Origin of the sequence: Ramlibacter agri, from assembly GCF_012927085.1 — a bacterium.
Lineage (GTDB): Bacteria > Pseudomonadota > Gammaproteobacteria > Burkholderiales > Burkholderiaceae_C > Ramlibacter > Ramlibacter agri.
The window spans coordinates 58,461-78,196 of the sequence record NZ_JABBFX010000002.1 but is presented as its reverse complement, the minus strand read 5'-3'; the positions used below and the strand labels follow the sequence as shown (position 1 = coordinate 78,196).

At 69.5% G+C, this 19,736-nt stretch carries 18 protein-coding genes; 14 read left to right on the top strand and 4 right to left on the bottom strand.

What is annotated here, in order from left to right; all coding sequences use genetic code 11:
• Positions 1-10: 10 nt before the first annotated feature.
• Genes HHL11_RS18985 through HHL11_RS18945 form a run of 9 tightly spaced genes read left to right on the top strand, consistent with a single transcriptional unit; the run spans position 11 to position 9,353 of the window.
• Positions 11-1,318 carry an aromatic ring-hydroxylating dioxygenase subunit alpha gene (locus HHL11_RS18985; protein ID WP_169420153.1) on the top strand — a complete coding sequence of 436 codons (1,308 nt, stop codon included), beginning with the start codon at positions 11-13 and terminating at the stop codon, positions 1,316-1,318.
• Positions 1,315-1,776, top strand: coding sequence for an aromatic-ring-hydroxylating dioxygenase subunit beta (locus HHL11_RS18980; protein WP_169420152.1), 462 nt, complete (start codon positions 1,315-1,317; stop codon positions 1,774-1,776). Before HHL11_RS18985 ends, HHL11_RS18980 begins: the two co-directional genes overlap by 4 nt.
• A gap of 26 nt (positions 1,777-1,802) precedes the next feature.
• Positions 1,803-2,966, top strand: a complete 1,164-nt coding sequence (locus tag HHL11_RS18975; RefSeq protein ID WP_169420151.1) for an ABC transporter substrate-binding protein — start codon at positions 1,803-1,805, stop codon at positions 2,964-2,966.
• Position 2,967: 1 nt separating this feature from the next.
• The gene (locus HHL11_RS18970; RefSeq protein ID WP_169420150.1) at positions 2,968-4,020 is read left to right on the top strand and encodes a branched-chain amino acid ABC transporter permease; all 1,053 of its coding nucleotides are present in this window, start codon (positions 2,968-2,970) and stop codon (positions 4,018-4,020) included.
• Complete coding sequence (locus HHL11_RS18965; RefSeq protein ID WP_169420149.1) at positions 4,017-5,849, top strand: branched-chain amino acid ABC transporter ATP-binding protein/permease; 1,833 nt, start codon at positions 4,017-4,019, stop codon at positions 5,847-5,849. The genes HHL11_RS18970 and HHL11_RS18965 overlap by 4 nt, the downstream gene beginning before the upstream one ends.
• Positions 5,846-6,580, top strand: a complete 735-nt coding sequence (locus tag HHL11_RS18960; RefSeq protein ID WP_240980339.1) for an ABC transporter ATP-binding protein — start codon at positions 5,846-5,848, stop codon at positions 6,578-6,580. Before HHL11_RS18965 ends, HHL11_RS18960 begins: the two co-directional genes overlap by 4 nt.
• Positions 6,570-8,141 (top strand): ATP-dependent acyl-CoA ligase, encoded by a 1,572-nt coding sequence (locus tag HHL11_RS18955; RefSeq protein ID WP_169420148.1) that lies wholly within the window; start codon positions 6,570-6,572, stop codon positions 8,139-8,141. Before HHL11_RS18960 ends, HHL11_RS18955 begins: the two co-directional genes overlap by 11 nt.
• Before the next feature lie 13 nt (positions 8,142-8,154).
• Complete coding sequence (locus tag HHL11_RS18950) at positions 8,155-8,928, top strand: SDR family NAD(P)-dependent oxidoreductase (RefSeq protein WP_169420147.1); 774 nt, start codon at positions 8,155-8,157, stop codon at positions 8,926-8,928.
• A complete protein-coding gene (locus tag HHL11_RS18945) occupies positions 8,925-9,353 on the top strand; it encodes a thioesterase family protein (RefSeq protein WP_169420146.1) in 429 nt (142 codons plus the stop codon). The genes HHL11_RS18950 and HHL11_RS18945 overlap by 4 nt, the downstream gene beginning before the upstream one ends.
• Before the next feature lie 22 nt (positions 9,354-9,375).
• On the opposite strand, the gene HHL11_RS18940 is transcribed toward HHL11_RS18945, so the two are convergent.
• From HHL11_RS18940 to HHL11_RS18930, 3 genes are read right to left on the bottom strand one after another with little or no spacing between them, the layout of a single operon-like run.
• On the bottom strand, positions 9,376-10,830 hold the full coding sequence (locus HHL11_RS18940; RefSeq protein WP_169420145.1) for a carboxylesterase/lipase family protein: 1,455 nt from the start codon (positions 10,828-10,830) through the stop codon (positions 9,376-9,378).
• A gap of 22 nt (positions 10,831-10,852) precedes the next feature.
• Positions 10,853-11,713, bottom strand: coding sequence for a helix-turn-helix domain-containing protein (locus HHL11_RS18935; RefSeq protein ID WP_169420144.1), 861 nt, complete (start codon positions 11,711-11,713; stop codon positions 10,853-10,855).
• 47 nt (positions 11,714-11,760) lie between these two features.
• Complete coding sequence (locus tag HHL11_RS18930) at positions 11,761-12,747, bottom strand: DODA-type extradiol aromatic ring-opening family dioxygenase (protein ID WP_205964488.1); 987 nt, start codon at positions 12,745-12,747, stop codon at positions 11,761-11,763.
• Between the two features lie 117 nt (positions 12,748-12,864).
• On the opposite strand from HHL11_RS18930, the gene HHL11_RS18925 reads away from it, so the two are divergent.
• From HHL11_RS18925 to HHL11_RS34860, 5 genes are read left to right on the top strand one after another with little or no spacing between them, the layout of a single operon-like run.
• Complete coding sequence (locus HHL11_RS18925; RefSeq protein ID WP_169420143.1) at positions 12,865-13,830, top strand: Bug family tripartite tricarboxylate transporter substrate binding protein; 966 nt, start codon at positions 12,865-12,867, stop codon at positions 13,828-13,830.
• A 13-nt stretch (positions 13,831-13,843) separates the two neighbouring features.
• The gene (locus tag HHL11_RS18920) at positions 13,844-14,818 is read left to right on the top strand and encodes a tripartite tricarboxylate transporter substrate-binding protein (RefSeq protein ID WP_169420142.1); all 975 of its coding nucleotides are present in this window, start codon (positions 13,844-13,846) and stop codon (positions 14,816-14,818) included.
• Positions 14,815-15,612, top strand: coding sequence for a pyridoxamine 5'-phosphate oxidase family protein (locus HHL11_RS34695; protein ID WP_169420141.1), 798 nt, complete (start codon positions 14,815-14,817; stop codon positions 15,610-15,612). Before HHL11_RS18920 ends, HHL11_RS34695 begins: the two co-directional genes overlap by 4 nt.
• Before the next feature lie 10 nt (positions 15,613-15,622).
• Positions 15,623-16,963: a Rieske 2Fe-2S domain-containing protein gene (locus HHL11_RS18910; RefSeq protein ID WP_169420140.1), complete on the top strand. Its 1,341-nt coding sequence runs from the start codon at positions 15,623-15,625 to the stop codon at positions 16,961-16,963.
• A 48-nt stretch (positions 16,964-17,011) separates the two neighbouring features.
• Positions 17,012-19,078: a response regulator gene (locus HHL11_RS34860; RefSeq protein ID WP_169420139.1), complete on the top strand. Its 2,067-nt coding sequence runs from the start codon at positions 17,012-17,014 to the stop codon at positions 19,076-19,078.
• Positions 19,079-19,084: 6 nt separating this feature from the next.
• Here the strand turns inward: HHL11_RS34860 and HHL11_RS18900 are convergent, their stop codons facing one another.
• On the bottom strand, positions 19,085-19,720 hold the full coding sequence (locus tag HHL11_RS18900; protein ID WP_169420138.1) for a GntR family transcriptional regulator: 636 nt from the start codon (positions 19,718-19,720) through the stop codon (positions 19,085-19,087).
• Positions 19,721-19,736: the final 16 nt, after the last annotated feature.

Here is a 19,736-nt window from a genome sequence, read left to right as displayed (position 1 = left end):
AGGCAGGAAGATGGCGCTGACCCGCAAGGACATCCAGGCCCTGGTGCAGGACGACCGCGTGCACCGCGACCTGTACGTGAGCCAGGAGCTGTTTGCCCTGGAGCAGCGCCATTTCTTTGCCAACACCTGGCAGTTCGTCGGCCATGCGAGCCAGGTGCCGGCGGCCGGCGACTACTTCAGCGTCGAAATCGCCAGCCAGCCGCTGCTGATGGTGCGGCAGGCCGACGGCGGCATCCGGGTCCTCCACAACCGCTGCGCCCACAAGGGCATGCCGCTCTCTACGGACGCCTGCGGCAACACCGGCAAGTTCTGGCGCTGCCCTTACCACGCCTGGACCTACAAGCTCGATGGCACGCCGCTGGCCTTCCCGATGAAGAAGGGCTACGAAGGCACCCGCATGCCCGAGAGCGAGGCCGGCCAGGGCATGGGCGCGGTGAAGGACGTGGAGGTCTACCGCGACTTCGTGTTCTGCAAGTTCAGCGAGGGCGGGCCGGACTTCCGCTCCTTCTTCGGCGGCGTGCTGGCCGCCATCGACAACCTGGTCGACCGCTCGCCCACCGGCAAGCTGCGGGTGGAAGGCGGCATCCTCCGGAACGTCATCCACTGCAACTGGAAGATGTACCTGGAGAACATCAACGACACCGTGCACCCGCAGTCGGCGCACGAGTCCGCGACCCAGGCCGCCAACCTGCTGTGGCAAGGCAAGCCGGCCGACGAACCCAAGCCGATGGCGATGGAGCAGATCCTGCCGTTCGGCGCCGGCTACGACTTCTTCGACAGGATGGGTGGCCGCGTCTATCCCAACGGCCACAGCATGCTGGGGGTGAACTTCAGCATCCATTCCGGCTACGCGCAGGTGCCGGAATACGAGGCCGCGCTGCAGGCCGCCCATGGCGCGGAGCGCACGGCGGAGATCCTGCAGCGTTCGCCGCAGAACAGCGTGTTCTTCCCGAGTCTCGCCGTCAAGAGCTCGCCGCAGGCGATCCGAGTCATCCGTCCGCTGGCGGCCGACCGCACGCTGGTGGAAGCCTGGAGCTTCCGCGTCGACGGCGCGCCGGACCTGCTGTTCGAACGCTCCATGACCTACAACCGGCTGGTGTTCTCGCCGATGTCGGTGGTGGCGCACGACGACGTCCACCTGTTCGAGAGCATCCAGCAAGGCCTGCAGTCGGACCACAACGAGTGGGTCAGCCTGCATCGTGACTTCGACGCTTCCGAGCTGGAAGGCGGCACGCGCGAGGTCAACGGCACCAACGAACTGCTGATGCGCAATCAGTTCCGCGCCTGGGCGCGGTACATGACGGTGGACATGGAATGACACCGCAGGAATTCATTGCTTACGAAGCGAGGCTTCTCGACGAAGCGCGTTACGACGACTGGCTCACCCTGTTCGCCGCCGACGGCCGCTACTGGGTGCCCCTGAAAGGCGCCGCGCAGGCCGAGGGTGAGCCGCACAACGCGCTGGCCGACGAAGACCACCTGCTGCTGTCGCTGCGCGTGCAGCGGCTGAAGAACCCGAAAGCGCATTCGCAGCATCCCAGGAGCCGCAGCCAGCACGTGCTGCAGGTTTCGCAACAGCTGAAGGGCGATGCCTACAGCTGCGAGCTGCACACGCCTTTCCTCTACATCGAGTCCCGCGGCAGCCGGCAACTGCTGCTCGCGGGTTCGGCCACGCACCGCCTCGTGCGGGCGGGCGACGCATGGCGCATCCGCTTGAAGCGGGTCGACCTGCTGGATGCGGGGGAGCCCCTGCCCGCCATCCAGCTCTTTCCCTGAGCCGTAACAACCAGGAGACCACGAACATGAATGCTCTCTCCCGTCGCGCTTTGCTGGCCACGTCCCTTGCCTTCGGCCTTGGCGCCGGCGCCGCGCAGGCCGCCGACCTCAAGGTGGGCCTCAGCGTTTCGCTGTCCGGCCCCAATTCCTCGCTGGGCGTGCCTTACTCCAAGGGCATGCAGGCCGCCGTGGCCTACAAGCCGGAGATCAACGGCCGCAAGGTGCAGCTGATCGTGCTGGACGACAACTCCGACCCGACCACCGCCGGCCGCAACGCCCGCAAGCTGATCGAGGAAGAGAAGGTCGACGTGATCATGGGCACCTCCGGCGTGCCTGCCGCCATCGCGATGGCGCAGGTGGCCGCCGAGACCAGCACGCCCTTCATCGGCCTGACGCCCATCGCGCTGAAGGGCAAGGAGCTCGATTGGACGGTCACCGTCGCCCAGCCCACGCAGCTGATGGTGGACGCGGTGGTGGACCGCATGAAGAAGGCCAACACCAAGACGGTGGCCTACATCGGCTTCTCCGACGCCTGGGGCGACCTGGTGTACGACGCGCTGATGCAGGCCACGCAGAAGGCCGGCATCAAGGTCGTGACCAACGAGCGCTATGCGCGCGCCGACCAGTCCGTCACCGGCCAGGTGCTGAAGATCATCGCCACGCATCCGGATGCGGTGATGACCGGCGGCGCCGGCACGCCGGGCGCGTTGCCCTACATCACGCTGGCCGAACGCGGCTACAAGGGCCCGATCTATGGCCAGCACGGCCTGATCAACGCCGACTTCGTGCGCGTGGGTGGCCAGGCCGCCGCCGGCACGCAGGTGCCCACGGGCCCGATCATCGTGGCGGAGCAGCTGCCGGACGGCTACCCGACCAAGAAGGTCAGCATGGACTTCCGCAACGTGTTCCAGAAGGTGAACAACGCGCCGACGACGGATGCCTTCTCGGCCTATTCGTTCGACGGCTACCTCGTGTTCGCCGATGCCGCCGCCCGCGCGATGGCGGCCACGAAGACGGAGCCCGGCACGCCGGCCTTCCGCGTGGCGCTGCGCGACGCGATCATGACGACCAAGGAGGTGGTGGGCGTGCACGGCGTCTACAACTTCAAGAAGGGCGACCTGTACGGCGTGGACGAGCGCGCCCGCGTCATCGTGAAGCTCGAGAACGGACAGTGGAAGCTGGTACCTTGACATGACCTGGGACGTCGCACTCATCCTCGGCATCGACGGCATGGCCAACGGGTCGGTGTACCTGTTGGCCGGGCTGGGCCTGGTGCTCATTTTTTCGGTCACGCGGGTGGTGTTCGTCCCGTTCGGTGATGTCGCGGCCTTCTCGGCGCTGAGCCTGGCCGCTTTTGAAACGGGCAAGCAGCCGGCCACGATCGGCCTGGTGCTGACCCTGGCGGCGCTGGCGACAATCGCGGAAGTGGTGTCGCTGGTGCGGCGCGGCGAAGCGGCAGGCATTCCCAAGGCCATTCTCGGTTGGGGCGTGCTGCCCGCGCTGCCTTGCGCGCTGGCCTGGCTGGTAGCGGGGCGGCAACTGCCGCACGTGGTCTTCATCCTCGCGGCCATCCTGCTGGTGGTGCCGATCACGCCGCTGGTGGCGCGGCTCGCGCTGCAGCCAATCGCCGATGCGTCGACCTTGGTGCTGCTGATCGCCTCGCTGGCGCTGCACTTCCTGCTGTCCGGCCTGGGCCTGCTGTTCTTCGGGCCGGAAGGCTCGCGCACCGCGCCGCTGGCGGAAGGCTCGCTGTCCATTGGCGGCTTCTCCGTGAGCGGACAGGTGCTGCTGATGGTGGGGGCGGCCATCGTGCTGAGCGGCCTGTTCTTCCTGGCCTTCGAGCGCACCGCGGTCGGCAAGGCGCTGCGCGCCACCGCCGTCAACCGCGTAGGCGCTCGCCTCGTGGGCATCCGGCCGGCACGCACTGCGCTGCTGGCCTACACCTTCGCCTCGGTGCTGGCGGGCTTCATCGGCGTGCTGGTCGCGCCGGCGACCACCATGTACTACGACTCCGGCTTCCTGATCGGCCTGAAGGCCTTCGTGGCCGCCATCATCGGCGGCCTGGTGAGTTACCCGCTGACCGCGCTCGGCGCGCTGGCAGTGGGCATCGTGGAAAGCTTCGGCTCCTTCTGGAGCGGGGCGCTGAAGGATGTGATCGTGTTCAGCCTGCTGATCCCGGTGCTGATGCTGCGTTCCGCGATGACCAAGCATCCTGAAGAAGAAGTCGAGGAGATCGACCAATGAGCCGGCCGCGCCTGATCGTGATCGCCGTCGTCGCCGTGCTGCTGGCGCTCGCGCCGGCGGTGCTGGGCAACTTCGGCGTCAGCCTGCTGAACGACATCGGCATCGGCGCGCTGGTGGCCCTGGGCCTGGTGCTGCTGACGGGTGTCGGCGGCGCCACTTCCTTCGGCCAGGCTGCCTTCGTCGGCATCGCCGCCTATGCGACGGCCTGGCTGACGACCGTGCACCACTACTCGCCGTGGATCGGCCTGTTGTTCGCGCTGTTGCTCACGGGCGTGGCGGCGCTGGCCATCGGCCTGCTGACCCTGCGCCTGGGCGGCCACTTCCTGCCGCTGTCCACCATCGCCTGGGGCCTGTCGATCGCCATGCTGTTCGGCAACATCGAGGCGCTGGGCAGCCACACCGGCATGTCCAAGATCCCGGCGCTGTCGCTGTTCGGCGTCTCGCTGGTGGACCCGCGCGCCATGTACTACCTGATCTGGGTGGTCGTGGGACTGGCGGTGCTGTTTTGCCACAACGTGCTGCAGTCGCGCTCGGGCCGGGCGATCCGCAGCCTGCGCGGTGGCGGCATCCTGCTGGCAAGCGTGGGCGCGGATGCGTTCCGCGTGCGGCTGGCGCTGTTCGTGCTGGCGGCGCTGCTGGCCGGCGTGGCCGGCTGGCTCTATGCGTACACGAACCGCTTCGTCAGCCCGTCGCCCTTCGACGTGCGGGCCAGCATCGAATACCTGCTGATGGCCGTGGCCGGTGGCCTGGGCCAGCTCACCGGCGCGCTGGTCGGCGCAGCGGTCGTGATGGTGATGAAGAACGCGCTGCAGGACCTGCTGCCCCTGTTCACCCAGCGCGGCGGCGAGCTTCAGGCGGTGGGCTTCGCCATCCTGTTCCTGCTGTTGCTGCACTACGCACGCGCCGGCCTGATGGGCTTCGTCGTGCGCTGGACGCATGGCCGCTTCGCGCCCAAGGCTTCGAGTGCTCCGCCCGATGCGCCCGCACTGGCCCACCGGCAACTGCCTGCGCGCGGCACGCGCGTGCTGGCCGTGCGGAATGCGGTCAAGCGCTTTGGCGGCCTGGTCGCGGTCAACGACGTCAGCTTCGACGTGGCTGCCGGCGAGATCGTCGGCCTGATCGGCCCCAACGGCGCCGGCAAGTCCACCATGTTCAACCTGCTCACGGGCACGGCGCCCATGACCAGCGGCGGCGTGGAGTTCCTGGGCGAGGACGTCAGCGGCCTGCCGCAGCGCGTGATCGCCAGGCGCGGCATGGCGCGCACCTTCCAGCACGTGAAGCTGCGCCCGCACATGACCCTGCTCGATAACGTGGCACTGGGCGCGCATGGCCGCACGGGCGCGGGCATGCTGTCCGCCGGCCTGCGCATGGACCGCAAGGAAGAAGCGCAGATCCAGGCCGAGGCCTGGCGCCAGCTCGATCGCATCGGGCTCGCCAGCCGCGCGCACGAACTGGCGGGCAGCTTGCCGCTGGGCACGCAGCGCATCCTGGAGATCGCCCGCGCGCTGGCGGCCGACCCCGTGCTGCTGGTGCTGGACGAGCCCGCCGCCGGCCTGCGCCGCAAGGAGAAACAGGAACTGGGCGAGCTGCTGCGCAAGCTGCGCGCGGAGGGCGTGACCATCCTGATCGTCGAACACGACATGGACTTCGTGATGAAACTGGTGGACCGCCTGGTCGTGATGAACTTCGGCTCCAAGCTGACCGAAGGCGAGCCCGCCTCGGTGCGCGCCAATCCGGACGTGCAGGCCGCCTACCTGGGCGGCGCGGTGGCCGTGCCGGCGCCGCGCGTCGACGAGCCGCGCAAGGCGGTGGCGGGAGCGGGCGCATGAGCGCGGTTCCCATGCTGGAAGTCGAGGACCTGCACGTTTCCTATGGGCAAGTGGATGCGGTGCGCGGCGTCACGCTGACCCTGCAGCCGGGGCAGATCGTCTCGGTGATCGGCCCCAACGGCGCGGGCAAGACCACGCTGCTGGCCGCGGCCATGGGCCTGCTGCCGTCCAAGGGCAAGCTGCGCTTCGAGGGCGAAGACCTGCACGGGCTGGACGTGGAAGCGCGCGTCGAGCGCGGCCTGTGCCTGGTGCCGGAAAAGCGCGAGCTGTTCGGCGAGCTGACGGTGCTGGACAACCTGGTGCTGGGCGGCTTCCCGAAGCGGCTGCGCGGCGCGGCGCTGAAGCGCCGGCTGGACTTCGTCTGCGAGCGTTTCCCGCGCCTGGGCGAGCGGCGCGCGCAACGCGCCGACACGCTCTCGGGCGGTGAGCGCCAGATGCTGGCACTGGGCCGTGCGCTGATGTCCTCGCCGCGCCTGCTGATGCTGGACGAGCCCAGCCTGGGCCTGGCGCCGCTGATCGTGCAGGAGATCCTGGCCTTCGTGCGCGGGCTGCGCGACGAGGGCGTGTCCATCCTGCTGGTGGAGCAGAACGCGCGTGCCGCGCTGGACAGCTCCGACCACGGCTATGTGCTGGAGACGGGCGAGGTGGCGCTGAGTGGCGCGTCCGCCGAGCTCGCCAGCGATCCGCGCGTGCAGGCCACCTACCTGGGCGGCGGCAGCGATGAAGACTGAATGGCTCCTGCCGCCGGCGCAGCGCACCGTGCCGGGGCTGCTGCGCCGGCAGGCGAGCGCTTTCGGTGCGCGGGCCTGCGTGACGATGCCGGGGGCGGAATGGAGCCATGAGGACATGGCAGTGGTTGCTGCGCGGCGTGGCGGTGCCTTGCGTGCGGCCGGCGTGGAGCAGGGCGACCGTGTCGCGGTGATGTGCGGCAACCGGGCGGAGTTCCTGGAGACGGTGCTGGGTTGCGGCTGGATCGGCGCGGCCTCGGTGCCGATCAACAGCGCGTCCATGGGCCCGCAGATCCAGTACCTGCTGGCGGACAGCGGGGCGAAGGTGCTGGTGATCGAGGAGGGCTTCCTCGAGACGCTGGACACCGCCGATCTCGCGGCCACGGCCTTGCAAGCAATCTGGGTCGTGGGCTCCGCGGCCGCCTCGACCCACGGGGAGGTCCGGGTGCTCGAATGGCCGGCGAGCGGAGAGGCGGTCGAAGCAGCGGAAGTCCAAGCCTCCGACACCTTCGCCATCCTCTACACCTCCGGCACGACGGGGCCGTCCAAGGGTGTGCTCTGCCCGCACGCGCAATTCTTCTGGTGGGGCGCCAACTCCGCCGACGTGCTGGGGGTGGGCGAGGACGACGTGCTGTGCACGACCTTGCCGCTGTTCCACATCAACGCGCTCAACACCTTTGCCCAGGCCGCGGTGGCCGGTTGCCGCGTGCACTTCCTGGAAAGGTTCTCGGCATCCGGCTTCTGGCCCGCGATGGCGCGCACCGGCGCGACGGTGGTCTACCTGCTGGGCGCCATGGTGCCCATCCTGCTGGCGCAGGCCGCGGGCGCGCACGAACGCGACCACCGCGTGCGCATCGGCCTCGGCCCCGGCGTGCCGGAGGCGGCCGGCGCCGCCTTCAGCGAGCGCAGCGGCGTGCTGCTGCTGGAAGGCTACGGTTCCACCGAAACCAATTTCGTGATCGCCACTGCGCTCCATTCGCCGCGCCGCGGCGTGATGGGCTGGCTGCGGCCCGGCTTCGACGCTCGCGTCGTCGACGAGGCCGACAACCAGCTGCCGGCTGGCGAAGCCGGCGAACTGGTGCTGCGCGCGGACGAACCCTTCGCCTTCGCCAGCGGCTATTTCGGCAAGCCCGAGAAGACCGTCGAAGCCTGGCGCAACCTCTGGTTCCACACCGGCGACCGCGTGCTGCGCGAGGCCGATGGTGCCTTCCGCTTCGTCGACCGCATCAAGGACGCGATCCGCCGCCGCGGCGAGAACATTTCGTCCTGGGAGGTGGAGCAGGTGCTGATGGCGCATCCGGCGGTCGCGGCCGTCGCCGTCTTCCCTGTGCGCTCGGAACTGGCGGAGGACGAAGTAATGGCCGCGGTGGTGCTGCGCGAAGACGCGCGAACCACGCCGCCCGAACTGGCCGCCTTCTGCGCGACCCGCCTGCCGAAGTTCGCGATCCCGCGCTACGTGGACCTGCTCGCCGAACTGCCCCGCACCGAGAACGGCAAGGTGCAGAAGTACAAGCTGCGCGAGCGCGGCGTCCCGGCGGGCTGCTGGGACCGCAGCGCCGCCTGACCCGGAGACCACCATGACCCAATCGCTGCATGGCCGGCATGCCCTCGTGACCGGCGCCGCGCGCGGCATAGGCGCGGCCATCGCCCGCGCGCTGGCGGAAGAGGGCGCGCGCCTGACCTTGCTCGGGCGCAATCGCGAAGCCTTGGCCGCCCTTGCCAAGGCGTTGCCGGGCGAGGGCCACGGCTTCGTCCTGGCCGACGTCGCCAGCGAGGACCAGGTGCGCGCCGCCTTCCAGCAGGCGCGGGCCGCCCGCGGCCCCATCGCCATCCTGGTGAACAACGCCGGCCAGGCAGAGAGCTCGCCTTTCGGCAAGACCACGCTGGAGCTGTGGCAGCGCATGCTGAACGTCAACCTCACGGGCAGCTTCCTCTGCGCGCAAGCAGCTTTGTCCGACCTGCTGGCATCCGGCCATGGCCGCATCGTCAACATCGCGAGCACCGCGGCGCAGCGGGGCTACGCCTACGTCAGCGCCTATGTGGCGGCCAAGCACGGCGTGCTGGGCCTGACGCGCTCTCTGGCGCTGGAGCTGGCGAAGAAGAACGTGACGGTGAACGCCGTCTGCCCCGGCTACACCGAGACCGACATCCTGCGTGAAAGCATCGCCAACGTGGTGGCCAAGACCGGCCGCAGCGAAGAGCAGGCGCGCGCCGAGTTCGCTTCCGGCAATCCGCAAGGGCGCATCGTGCAGCCGCAGGAAGTGGCGGACGCGGTGCGCTGGCTGTGCGGCGATGGCGCTTCCGCGATCACCGGCCAGGCCATTTCGGTGTCCGGCGGGGAGGTGATGTGAGCGCGTTCTCGGTGCCGCGGCGCATCCGCTTTTCGGACTGCGACCCGGCCGGCATCGTGTTCTATCCGCAGTACTTCGTGATGTTCAACGGGCTGCTGGAGGACTGGGTCGACCACCTCGGCATCGGCTTCGCCAGGCTCGTGATGCAGCGGCGCATCGGCCTGCCCACCGTGCGGCTGGAAGCGGATTTCCGCGCCGTCAGCCGCTTCGGCGACGACGTGAACCTGACCCTGGACGTGGCGAAGCTGGGCACGCGCTCGCTGACCCTGGCGTTGCAATGCGTGGCCGCCGATGGCGAGCTGCGGATGGCGGTGAAGCAGGTCGTGGTAACGACCTCGCTGGAGACGCACAAGGCGATCGAGGTGCCGGAGGATTTCCGCTTGTCATTGCGCGCCACCATGGATCCCGGCTCGAGCCCGGGATGACAAACCCGTAGGCGCCGCGCAGTCAGCGCGTGAAGAAGTTGTCCAGGAAATCCAGCTGCGCCTTCCGCCACGGGCCACCCGCCTCGACGCGATCGCCCAGCGTGAGGTGGTTGTCGTCCGCGGGACGATAGGGGTCCCACTGTGGCACGCCGCTGGTATTCGGATCGCCAGCAGCAGCGAACGCCACCCAGGCCTTGCGCATCACCTGCGACAACGCCTCGTCGACGCCGTCGGACGCGCCGGTGACGGCCACGTTCCCGAACGCATGCGCCACTTCGCCGCCGTGATGCGGTCCGTTCTGCTCGCCAGGCCGGCGGCGGGTGAACAGGTATTTGAACGTGCGCGGCTCCAGCTTCGCCATGCTCTGCGCCAGCAGCCGCGTGCCGTAGTTGAACTGCGTGTCGGCAAACATGGCCGCGACGGCGGGCCGGGCCTCGGCATCGCGGCCAGCCGGCCACAAAGCAGCCGCTTCGGCCTGCGCGCCGGCGAAATTGCGATCCAGCTGCTCGCGGTACGCGGCCAGCGTGTCCGTCGGCCAGGACTGTGTCAGGACGGTGCCTTCGTCGGTGTTGCTGCCGACGATCATCGGCATCGCATGCAGCCGCCCCTGCTGGAACACGGGGCGTTCGTCTTCCGGCAGCAGCCAGCCGTCGCGGATGGGACGCAGCACGCGCGGTGCTGTGAGGGCGCGCACCTTGGGGTTCATCAGCGAGGTCCGGGCCAGCACCTCGGAGGCGGGCAGGGCACGCAGCGCCGCCAGTTCGCCGAGCGCGGCGCCAGCTGCTTCCGCCTGCTGCAGGTCCGCCAGCGGCCGCGCCGCACCCGGGCTGTGCAGGATGGCGCGGTCGAAGGCGCCGCGGGCGCGCGGCGAGGCGAGCAGCAGCGAGATCGAGGCCGAACCGGCCGACACGCCGAACACCGTCACGCGCGACGCATCGCCGCCGAACGCGCCGATGTTCTCGCGCACCCAGGCCAGCGCCGCCAGCTGGTCCAGCAGGCCGTAGTTGCCCGAGACGCCCGCCTCGGACTCGCGCGAAAGGGCAGGATGCGCAAGAAAGCCGAACAGCCCGCTGCGATAGTTGAGCGCCACCACGACCGCGCCTTCCGACGCAAGGCGCGCGCCGTCGCTGCGCAGGTCGGAGCCGCTGCCCGACACGAAGCCGCCGCCATGGATCCAGAACAGCACCGGCAGCCTGGCGTTGGCGTCCAGCGTGGGCGTCCACACGTTCAGGTAAAGGCAGTCCTCGTCCTGCCGCGGCGCGCGCAGTTCGCGGCTGCTCGCCTGCGGGAAATCGGGCCCGAAGGCCAGCGCATCGCGCGTGCCGCTCCAGGGCTGCACGGGCTGCGGCGCCTTCCAGCGCAGCGGCCCCACGGGCGGGGCGGCGTAGGGGATGCCGAGGAAGGCGGCGCCTTCGCCCTGGCGCTGGCCGCGCAGGGCGCCGGCGCGTGTGCGCACGGTCGCGAACGAGTCGGTCATGGGGAATGCTCCGAAATCTGGATCAACGGCGGCCGAGCGAGGGCCCGGGCGGCTCCGCCACCAGGCGGCGCCGCACTTCGGCGGCCAGTTCCAGCAGCTTCTTGCCGTTGCGGTCCATCGCGGCCTGCGTCAGCAGCGCGGACGAACCCTGGGAATTGAAAGCCAGCAGCGTGCGCCCGTCGCTGTGCACGAAGGGCACGGCCACCGAATGCGTGTTGCGCTGGAAGGTGCCGGCCGCGATGACGTAGCCCTGGCGGTCCACCTGCTCCGCGGCGTCGTCCAGCTCCGCCTGCAGCGCGGGCCATTCCTTGCGGTAGTGGTCGCGCAGCTCCTCGTACAGGCGATCGCGTTCCTGCGGCTGCATGGCGGCGATGCAGGCGCGGCCGATCGAGGTGCGGATCAGCGGCACGCGGAAGCCCACGCGCTGGCGCCGGTTCACGTTGGCTTCGCCCAGCGCGTATTCGAGGTAGAGGACGGACAGGCCTTCGTGCACGCCCAGGCCGACGTTGGTCCTGGTCTTCTCGGCCAGGTCTTCCATCAGCGGCCGCGCGATGACGGGCACCGGCATGTTCACGAGGTAGGGATAGGCCAGCCCCACGACGCCGGCGGCCAGCTCGTACTTGCCGAACTCCTCGCGGTAGCGCAGGTAGCCGAGCTGGGTGAGGGTGTAGGTCAGGCGCGAGACCGTGGGCTTGGGCAGCTGCGTCGCCTCGGCGATCTCCACGTTGCCCATCAACCTCTGGTCGAACTGGAAGCAGCGCAGGATGGCGAGCCCGCGCGCCACCGCATTGTTGAAGCGCGGGTCCTCGTCCTCGGTCTTGATCTGGATGCCTTCGGCGTAGTCCGGCAACAGCGGCTTGTCCTTGCGGCTGGGGCGCCCCACTCGTCCTCTCCTGTCCTGCTTGCTTGCCCGCAAGTCTAGCTGCACCTTCAGCTCCAGTCGGCGAAACAGAGTCCCGTACCGGTGCCCGCGGGCGTGCGGTAGGCCGGGATGTAGTCGATGGTGCGCAAGGCCAGGTGTTCGACGGCGCCCGCCATGCAGATCCAGTTGCGGATCTCCGAGCTGCCGGATTCCAGCTGTTCCCGCGGCAGCGCCGCCAGGGCCGCGGCGTCCTTGGCCTGCAGCGCGCGGATCACGCGGCCATCCAGGTCCTCGTCCACCGTGAAGTGGCTCAGGCCGCCGGAGGCGAGCACGCCCACGCGCTTGTCGCCGGGGAGGCGCTCCACCGCCGCGCGAATCGCCTGGCCCAGCTTGTAGCAGCGTCCCGGTGTCGGCTGGTTGGGCGGGAAATAGGTGTTCAGGAAGAAGGGCACGACCGGAATGCCCTGGCCGGCCAGCAGGCGGTTGTGCACGAAGCCGAAGGCGTGGCCCTCGCCATGGCCTTCGACGATGTGGTCCGCGGTGGCGAGGTCGAAGCCTTGCTCCAGCAGGTCGGTGAGCAGGTGGTTGGCCAGCGCGGCGTCGCAGGCGTAGTCGCGCGGCGTCTCGCGCTCGTAGTAGCGCGAGGAGGCATTGCGCGACCACTCCGGCGAATTGGGCCGAGGGTGCATCGGCACGTTGCGGATCGTCGCGCCCCGGTACAGCAGGATCGACGGCATGTTGTCGTCGTGGTAGAGCTCCTTCTGGTCGTCGCCCACGACGATCAGCGTGTCCAGCCGCGCGTTGCGCACCACGGCCACCAGCCTTTCCATGTGCGCCAGCGCCTGCTGCAGCTTGCGCGCGAACACCTCCGGCGTCAGCTGCGCGGGCAGGTCCGCGGGCGCCAGCTTTTCCAGCTGCGCGTAGCTCATCGGCATGCCGGCCTTGTCGCGGTGCGGGCGCAGCCGGTCCAGCTCGATGAAGCGGCCCCAGTCGGAAGCCGGCGCGTTGAGCATGGGAGTGTGCGAGGTACCGATGCCGAGGACGATCTGGGCCATGTTGGTGTTTCCCACTAGGGTGCGCCGGATTGACGCAATTTCAAAAATGGAATTATATTTTGATTTAGATCAAGGACACGCCGCGCGATGCGCGGCGCCGGTGGAAGGAGACATTCCATGCACACCCGCCGTGGAGCCCTGCAAGGGCTCGCCGCCGGCGCCGCCGCCCTCGTGGCGGGCCGCGCCTTCGCCGAGGACGGCGTCCTCACCGTCTTCGTGGGCGCCGCGTCTTCCATGGACTTCACGGCGCGGCTGATCGCCGAGCAGTACCGCGTGACGCTCGGCCGGCCCGCGCTCATGGTGAGCAAGCTGGGCGCCGGCCAGCGCCTGGCGCTGGGCGAGGTGAAGCGCGCCGCGCCCGACGGCCGCAACCTGGTGTTCGCCACCAGCGGGCCGTTCTCGGTCTATCCCTACATCTACAACAAGCTCGATTACGACCCGGTGGCGGACTTCACGCCCATCGCCGGCATCTCCTTCTTCGACGTCGCCATCGCCACGGGGCCCATGACCGGCGTCAAGGACCTGAAGGAGCTGATCGAGTGGCAGCGCAGGCAGAAGGAGCCGGTGTTCGGCTCGGCGCCGGGCAACGGCTCGCTGTCGCACTTCGTCGGCATCTCCACCAACCTCGCCACCGGCCTGCACATGACGCACGTGGCCTACAAGGACAGCGGCGTCGGCATCATCGACCTCGCTTCGGGCCGGCTGCCCATGATGATCACCGGCCTGCAGCCGATGGTGGAGATGCACAAGGCCGGCCGCATCAAGCTGCTCGCCGTCTCGGGCAGCGTGCGCTCGCCGCTGGTGCCCGAGGTGCCGACCTTGCGCGAAGCCGGCGTCGACGTTTCCAGCAGCACCTACACCGGCGTGTTCGGACCGCCGAAGATGGCGCCGGAGCTGGTCGCCAAGCTGCATGACGCGGTCGCGCCCATGCTGTCCAACCCGGTGATCCTCGAGAAGTTCGCGCAGCAGGGCATGACGCCCTGGCCGGCCACGCCGCAGCAACTGGCCGCGCTGCTGGCCGACGAGCGCAAGCGCTTCGAAGCGCTGGTCAAGGCCAGCGGCATGCCGCGCGAAGACGCTTGAAGAAGGAGCCGCCATGACTCGCCGTCGCCTCGTCCTGCGTTCCCTTGCCGCCTCGGCCGCCGCCATCGCCGCGCCGCCGCTGCTGGCCCAGGACGACAAGTCGCCCATCACGCTGCTCGTGGGTGCCGCGTCCTCGATGGATGCCACCGCGCGGCTGATCGCCGACCACCTGCACCAGGTGCTGGGCCGGCCAGTGATCGTGGTCAGCAAGCTGGGCGCGGGCGGGCGGCTCGCACTGGGCGAACTGAAGCGCGCGGCGCCCGATGGCCGCACGCTGATGTTCTCCACCAGCAGCCTGTTCGCGATCTATCCGAACATCTATACCAAGCTCGATTACGACCCGGTGGCCGACTTCACCCCGATCGGCTGCGTCTGCTGGTTCGACGTCGGCGTCGCGACCGGCCCCATGACCGGCGCGGCGGACATGAAGCAGCTGCTCGCGTGGTCGAAAGCGAAAGGCAAGGGCGCGGTCTATGGCGACGCGCCCGGCGCCGGCTCCTCTTCGCACTTCGTCGGCATCGCCACTGCGCTGGCGACCGGCATTCCCTGGGAGGCGGTGCACTACAAGGACAGCGGCGTCGGCGTGATCGACCTCAGTTCCGGCCGGCTGCCTACCCTGATCACCGGCACCAGCCCGCTGGTGGAGATGCACAAGGCGGGGCGCATCAGGATCGTCGCCGTGTCGGGCGAGAAGCGCTCGCCGCTGGTGCCCGAGGTGCCGACCCTGGTGGAGACGGGCATCAACGTCACCATCCAGAACTCCGCCGCGGTCTATGCGCCCGCGAAGATGCCGCGCGAACTGGTGGATCGCCTGTATACGGCGTTGATGCCCATGCTGGGCAAGCCGGAGTTCCAGGAAAAGATGGCCCTGTGGGGCATGACGCCGTACCCCATGAACGGCCTCCAGCTCGCCGCTTCCCTGGCCGACGAGCGCAAGCGCTTCGACGGCCTGGTCAAGGCCAGCGGCTACGTGCCGGAGGCGCTGTGACGCAGCTCCTCCTGGCCACCGCGCGGGCCCTGCTGCGGGCGCGCCTGGCCGCGGAAGACGCGGGGCTGCTGGCCCTGTTGCATCCGCAGGCGCGCTACCAGGCCCTGGGCAAGGAAATGGTGGGCGCTGCCGCCGTGGCGCAGGAACTGCACGCCGGCGGCAACGGCGCGCTGGCGCGGCGGCTGGATTGGCAGGAGCCGGTGCTGGTCGACCGGCAGGTGCGCATCACGGGCGCGCGGCGCGCGGACAGCCGCGACCGCGGTCTGGTGCTGACGCTCGCCTTCGATGGCAACGCCGTGGTCCTGGTGCAGGAACAGCGCCTGCCGGCGCCGCCGGCCGACCCGCTGCCACTGGCGCTGCCGGACGCGCTGCGCAGGCGCGTGGACAACGCGCTCGTCGAGCGCCATCCCATGCTGATGTCGCACGTGGGCGAGGGCGGCCAGCCGGTGCTCAGTTTCCGCGGCTCGCTCCACTGCCATGGCGCCGACCAGCTGTCGCTGTGGGTGCGCAGCGCCGAAGGCGGCTTCGTGCAGGCGATCCGCCGCAATCCGCGCGTCGCCTTCATGTACCGCGACGAAGAAGCCAAGGCCACCTACCAGTTCCAGGGCCGTGCCCGCGTCGTCGACGACCCGCTGGTGCGCCAGCGCGTGTTCGACGCCGCGCCGACGGCGGAACGCGCGCACGACTTCGCGATGCTGGGTGTCGCCGTGCTGGTGGACCTGGATCGCGTCGAAGGCTATGCCGGCCTGGGCCCGCAAGGCCAGGTCGATCCCGTTTTCATGCTCAGGCAATGATGGAGAGACGATGAACCCGAAAGACAGCGAAGACCTCACCCGCGTCGGCCCCGGCACGGTCATGGGCAACTTCATGCGGCAGTACTGGATCCCCTTTGCCCGCTCCAGCGAGCTGGCGCGCGACGGCACGCCCCTGCGCGTGCTGCTGCTCGGGGAGAAGCTGGTCGCCTTCCGTGACAGCCACGGCCGCATCGGCCTGATGGACCACATGTGCCCGCACCGCTGCGCCTCGCTGGTGCTGGGGCGCAACGAGGAGGACGGGCTGCGCTGCATCTACCACGGCTGGAAGTTCGACGTGACCGGCAAGTGCGTGGACATGCCCAGCGTGCCGCCGCACCAGGACTTCAAGGACAAGGTGCACGCCACCGCCTACAAGGTGGTGGACCGCCACGGCATCCTCTGGGCCTACCTGGGCCCGCGCCAGTCCGAGCCGCCGCCGCTGCCCATGTTCGAGGCCACGCTGCTGCCGGAGCAGGACGTCGACACCTACTTCATGATGCGCAGCTGCAACTGGATGCAGGCGCTGGAAGGCGACATCGACACTTCGCACTTCGGCTTCCTGCACGTCGGCCACCTGGACCCCGATGAAGTGCCGGCCGGCCACCCGCTGGAGCACACGGCCGGCGACCGCGCGCCCGAGTACCACGTGCGCGAGACGCCCTGGGGCACGAACTACGGCGCCTACCGCAAGATCAAGCCCGAGACCATCTACTGGCGCTTTGCCAACTACATGTTCCCGTTCTGGACGCAGACGCCGCAGGGCGAGTTCCCGGTCAACATCCAGGCCCGCGCCTGGGTGCCGCTGGACGACACCCACACCATGATGGTGTTCTGGCGCCGCCGCACCGGCGGGCCGCGCTCCAGCGGCGAGCCGCTGAAGAACGGCAAGCCGCTGGCCGGCTCCCGGCCCGCGCCGGATTTCCTGCCGAACGACACCAGCTGGCTGGGGCGCTACCGCGTGAAGGCCGACGAGTCCAACGACTGGCTGATCGACCGCGAGGCGCAGCGGACCAACCGCATCTACTCCGGCATCGACCACATCGGCCTGCAGGATCAGGCGGTCACCGAGAGCATGGGCGGCATCACCAACCACATGCGGGAGCACCTCGGCCCCGGCGACGTGATGATCGCGCGCACGCGCTACCGCGCGCTGAAGGCCGCGCGCGACTTCGCCGCCGGCCAGCCCGCGCCGGGCGCGGACAACGCGGAAATCATGATGGGCGCGCGCAGCGGCTTCTTCGAGCTGCACGAGTCCGTGCCCTGGCAGGACGCCTATGCGCAGAAGATCCAGGCCGCGGACCGTGTACCGGAAGCGCGACACGCGGCCCCGGAAGCCATACCAGCGAAGTAGTAGCTGCGGCCTTGCGTGTTACATAATGGGTCCCAAGGAGGGACCCGCGTGGATGAAGCGCAGGCCAGGCAGGCGGGCAGCAGCCCGCCTCCGAGCCGTTCGTACGCCGACCAGTACGTGCGGGGCTTCGTCGAGGCCCACCGCCAGCGCATCTTCGTCGGGCTGTCGGTGGCCGGCACGCTGCTGCTGGGGCCCTTCGCGATCAACAACTTCTTCCAGGACCGCATCCTGGTCGGCATCGCCACGGTGGCCTTCGTGGCGTGCATCCTGGCCAACGCCTTCTTCATCGCGCGCGGCCGCGCGCCCATCATCTCGCCCACGGTCATCTTCCTGGCCGCCGTCATCGGCCTGGGCGTGCAGATGTACCAGAACGGCCTGATCGGCGTCTTCTGGGTCTATCCGGGCATCCTGCTGTTCCACTTCGTGCTGCCGCGGCGGGCAGCCAACCTGTTCAACGTCACTTTGGTGCTGATGACGGTGCCCCTCACGTGGATGCACCTGGGGCCGCAGATCATGACCCGCGTGGCGGTCACGCTGGTGCTGCTGATCGTCTTCGCCAACATCTTCTCCTTCATCGCCGACGTGCAGCAGGAGAAGGAGGCCGAGCAGCGCGAGCGCCTGGACACGGTGGTGCGCCAGCTGGAGGCGCAGAACAAGGCGTTGCGCGAGGCCTTCCGCATGCGCGACGAGGTGGAGCAGATCGCCCGCCACGACCTGAAGACGCCGCTGGCGAGCATCGCCTCGGTCCCGCGGCTGCTGCGCGAAGGCCGAAGGCTGGACGCCCGCGAAGCGGAGTTGGTGGGCATGGTGGAACGCGCCTCGCTGCGCGTCCTGAGCATGGTGAACCTCTCGCTGGACCTGTACCGGATGGAGGAGGGCACCTACCGCCTGCGCACGCAGGCCGTGGACCTGGCGGCGCTGCTGCGCACGGTGGTGCGCGAGCTGCAGGGCCACGCCGATTCCAAGCACCTGCGGCTGCGGCTGGACCTGCCCTCGGTCCCGGTCTACGCGCAGGGCGAGGAACTGCTTTGCTACTCCATCGTCGCCAACCTGCTGAAGAACGCGCTGGAGGCCTCGCCCGATGGGGCCGAGGTGCGCGTGTCGCTGCACCGCGCCCAGTCGGCCGCGGGCGAGTGCATGCAGCTGTCCATCCCCAACGAAGGCGAGGTGCCGCCGCCGGTGCGCAGCCAGTTCTTCGAGAAGTACGCCACCTACGGCAAGCCGGGCGGCACCGGGCTGGGCGCGTACTCGGCGCGGCTGATGGCGCAGGTGCAGCGCGGCGACCTGGTCATGGTGTCGGGGGCGAGCGGCACCACGCTGGCGCTGCGGCTGCCGCTGTGGCAGGCGGCCGCGCCCGCGCACGACCACGGCACGCCCTCGCGGCCGGCGCCGCTGGCCATCGGCCCGCTGCCGGAGCTGTCGGTGCTGGTGGTGGACGACGACGAATACAACATCATCGTGCTCAAGAGCCTGCTGCCCAGCCCGCCGCTGAAGGTGCGCACGGCGGTCAACGGGCGCGCCGCGCTGCAGTGCGTGCGCGAGGAGCGGCCGGACGTGATCTTCCTGGACGTGGAGATGCCGGTGATGGGCGGCATCGAGGCCTGCGTCCTGATCCGCGCCCTGCAGCGCGAACGCGGCCAGATGCCCAGCACCATCGCCGCCTTCTCCGCCCACGAGGACGACGCCACCCGCCAGCGCTGCCTGGAAGCGGGCTTCGACCTGTACATGGCCAAGCCGGCTTCCCGCGAGGAGGTGGTGGCGGTGCTGCGCGGCGAGGACCCGGCGGAAGCGCCGCACGTGGAGGCGCCGCCGGACGACGACGGCACGGTGCTGGTGGACCCGGAGCTGATGCCGCTGATGCCGGAGTTCCTCACTTCGCGCCGCCACCTGGCGCAGGAGCTGATGGCCGCCGCGGCGCAGGGCGCGCGCGAGACGGTGCGCAGCACCGCGCACAAGCTGGCCGGCAGCCTCGCCATGTACGGCTTCAGCGAGGCGAGCCGCGTGAGCCTGGAGGTCGAGGACGCGGCCGCCGGGGACCTGGCGGAGCTGCGGTCGAAGTGCGAGGAACTGCTGGAGTTGCTGGCGACCGTGCAGCCGGTCGCTCGGGCGATGTAACGCCTTTTACGCCGCCGCTTCCAGCCCGTTGGCAAAATGCTCCTGCATGCGCGCCATGGCCGCGCCGGCATCGCGCCGTTCGATCGCTTCCATCACCGCGGTGTGCTCCGCCAGCGATTCCTCGACGCGGCCGGACTTCAGCAGCGAGTGCTGGCGATTGAGCTTCATCACCTTGCGCAGGTCGCTCACCATCTGGTTGCGCCAGCGGTTGCCGGCGATCTGCAGCAGGCGCATGTGGAAGCGCTCGTTGACCGGGAAGAACTGGTCGCGGTCGCCGACGGCGCCCACCAGTTCCGCATGCAGCGCCTTCAGCTCGTCCAGCTCGCCCGCTGAGGCGTGCCGGGCCACTTCGCCGGCCGCATCGCTTTCCAGCAGCGCCAGCAGGTGGTACACCTCGCGCAGGTCCTGCTCCGAGACCTCGGTGACATAGGCGCCGCGCCGCACCTTCATCGTCACCAGGCCTTCGGCCGCCAGCACCTTGAGGGCTTCGCGCAGGGGCGTGCGGCTGATGCCGTACTCCTCGGCGATCTTCATCTCGTCGATCCAGCTGCCAGGCTCCAGCTCCCGGCGGAAGATGCGTTGGCGCAGGAGTTCCGCCACCTCTTCATAGAGGGCGCGGGGGGCGAGCGAGGCAGCGGACATGAAGGTAATTGTACGT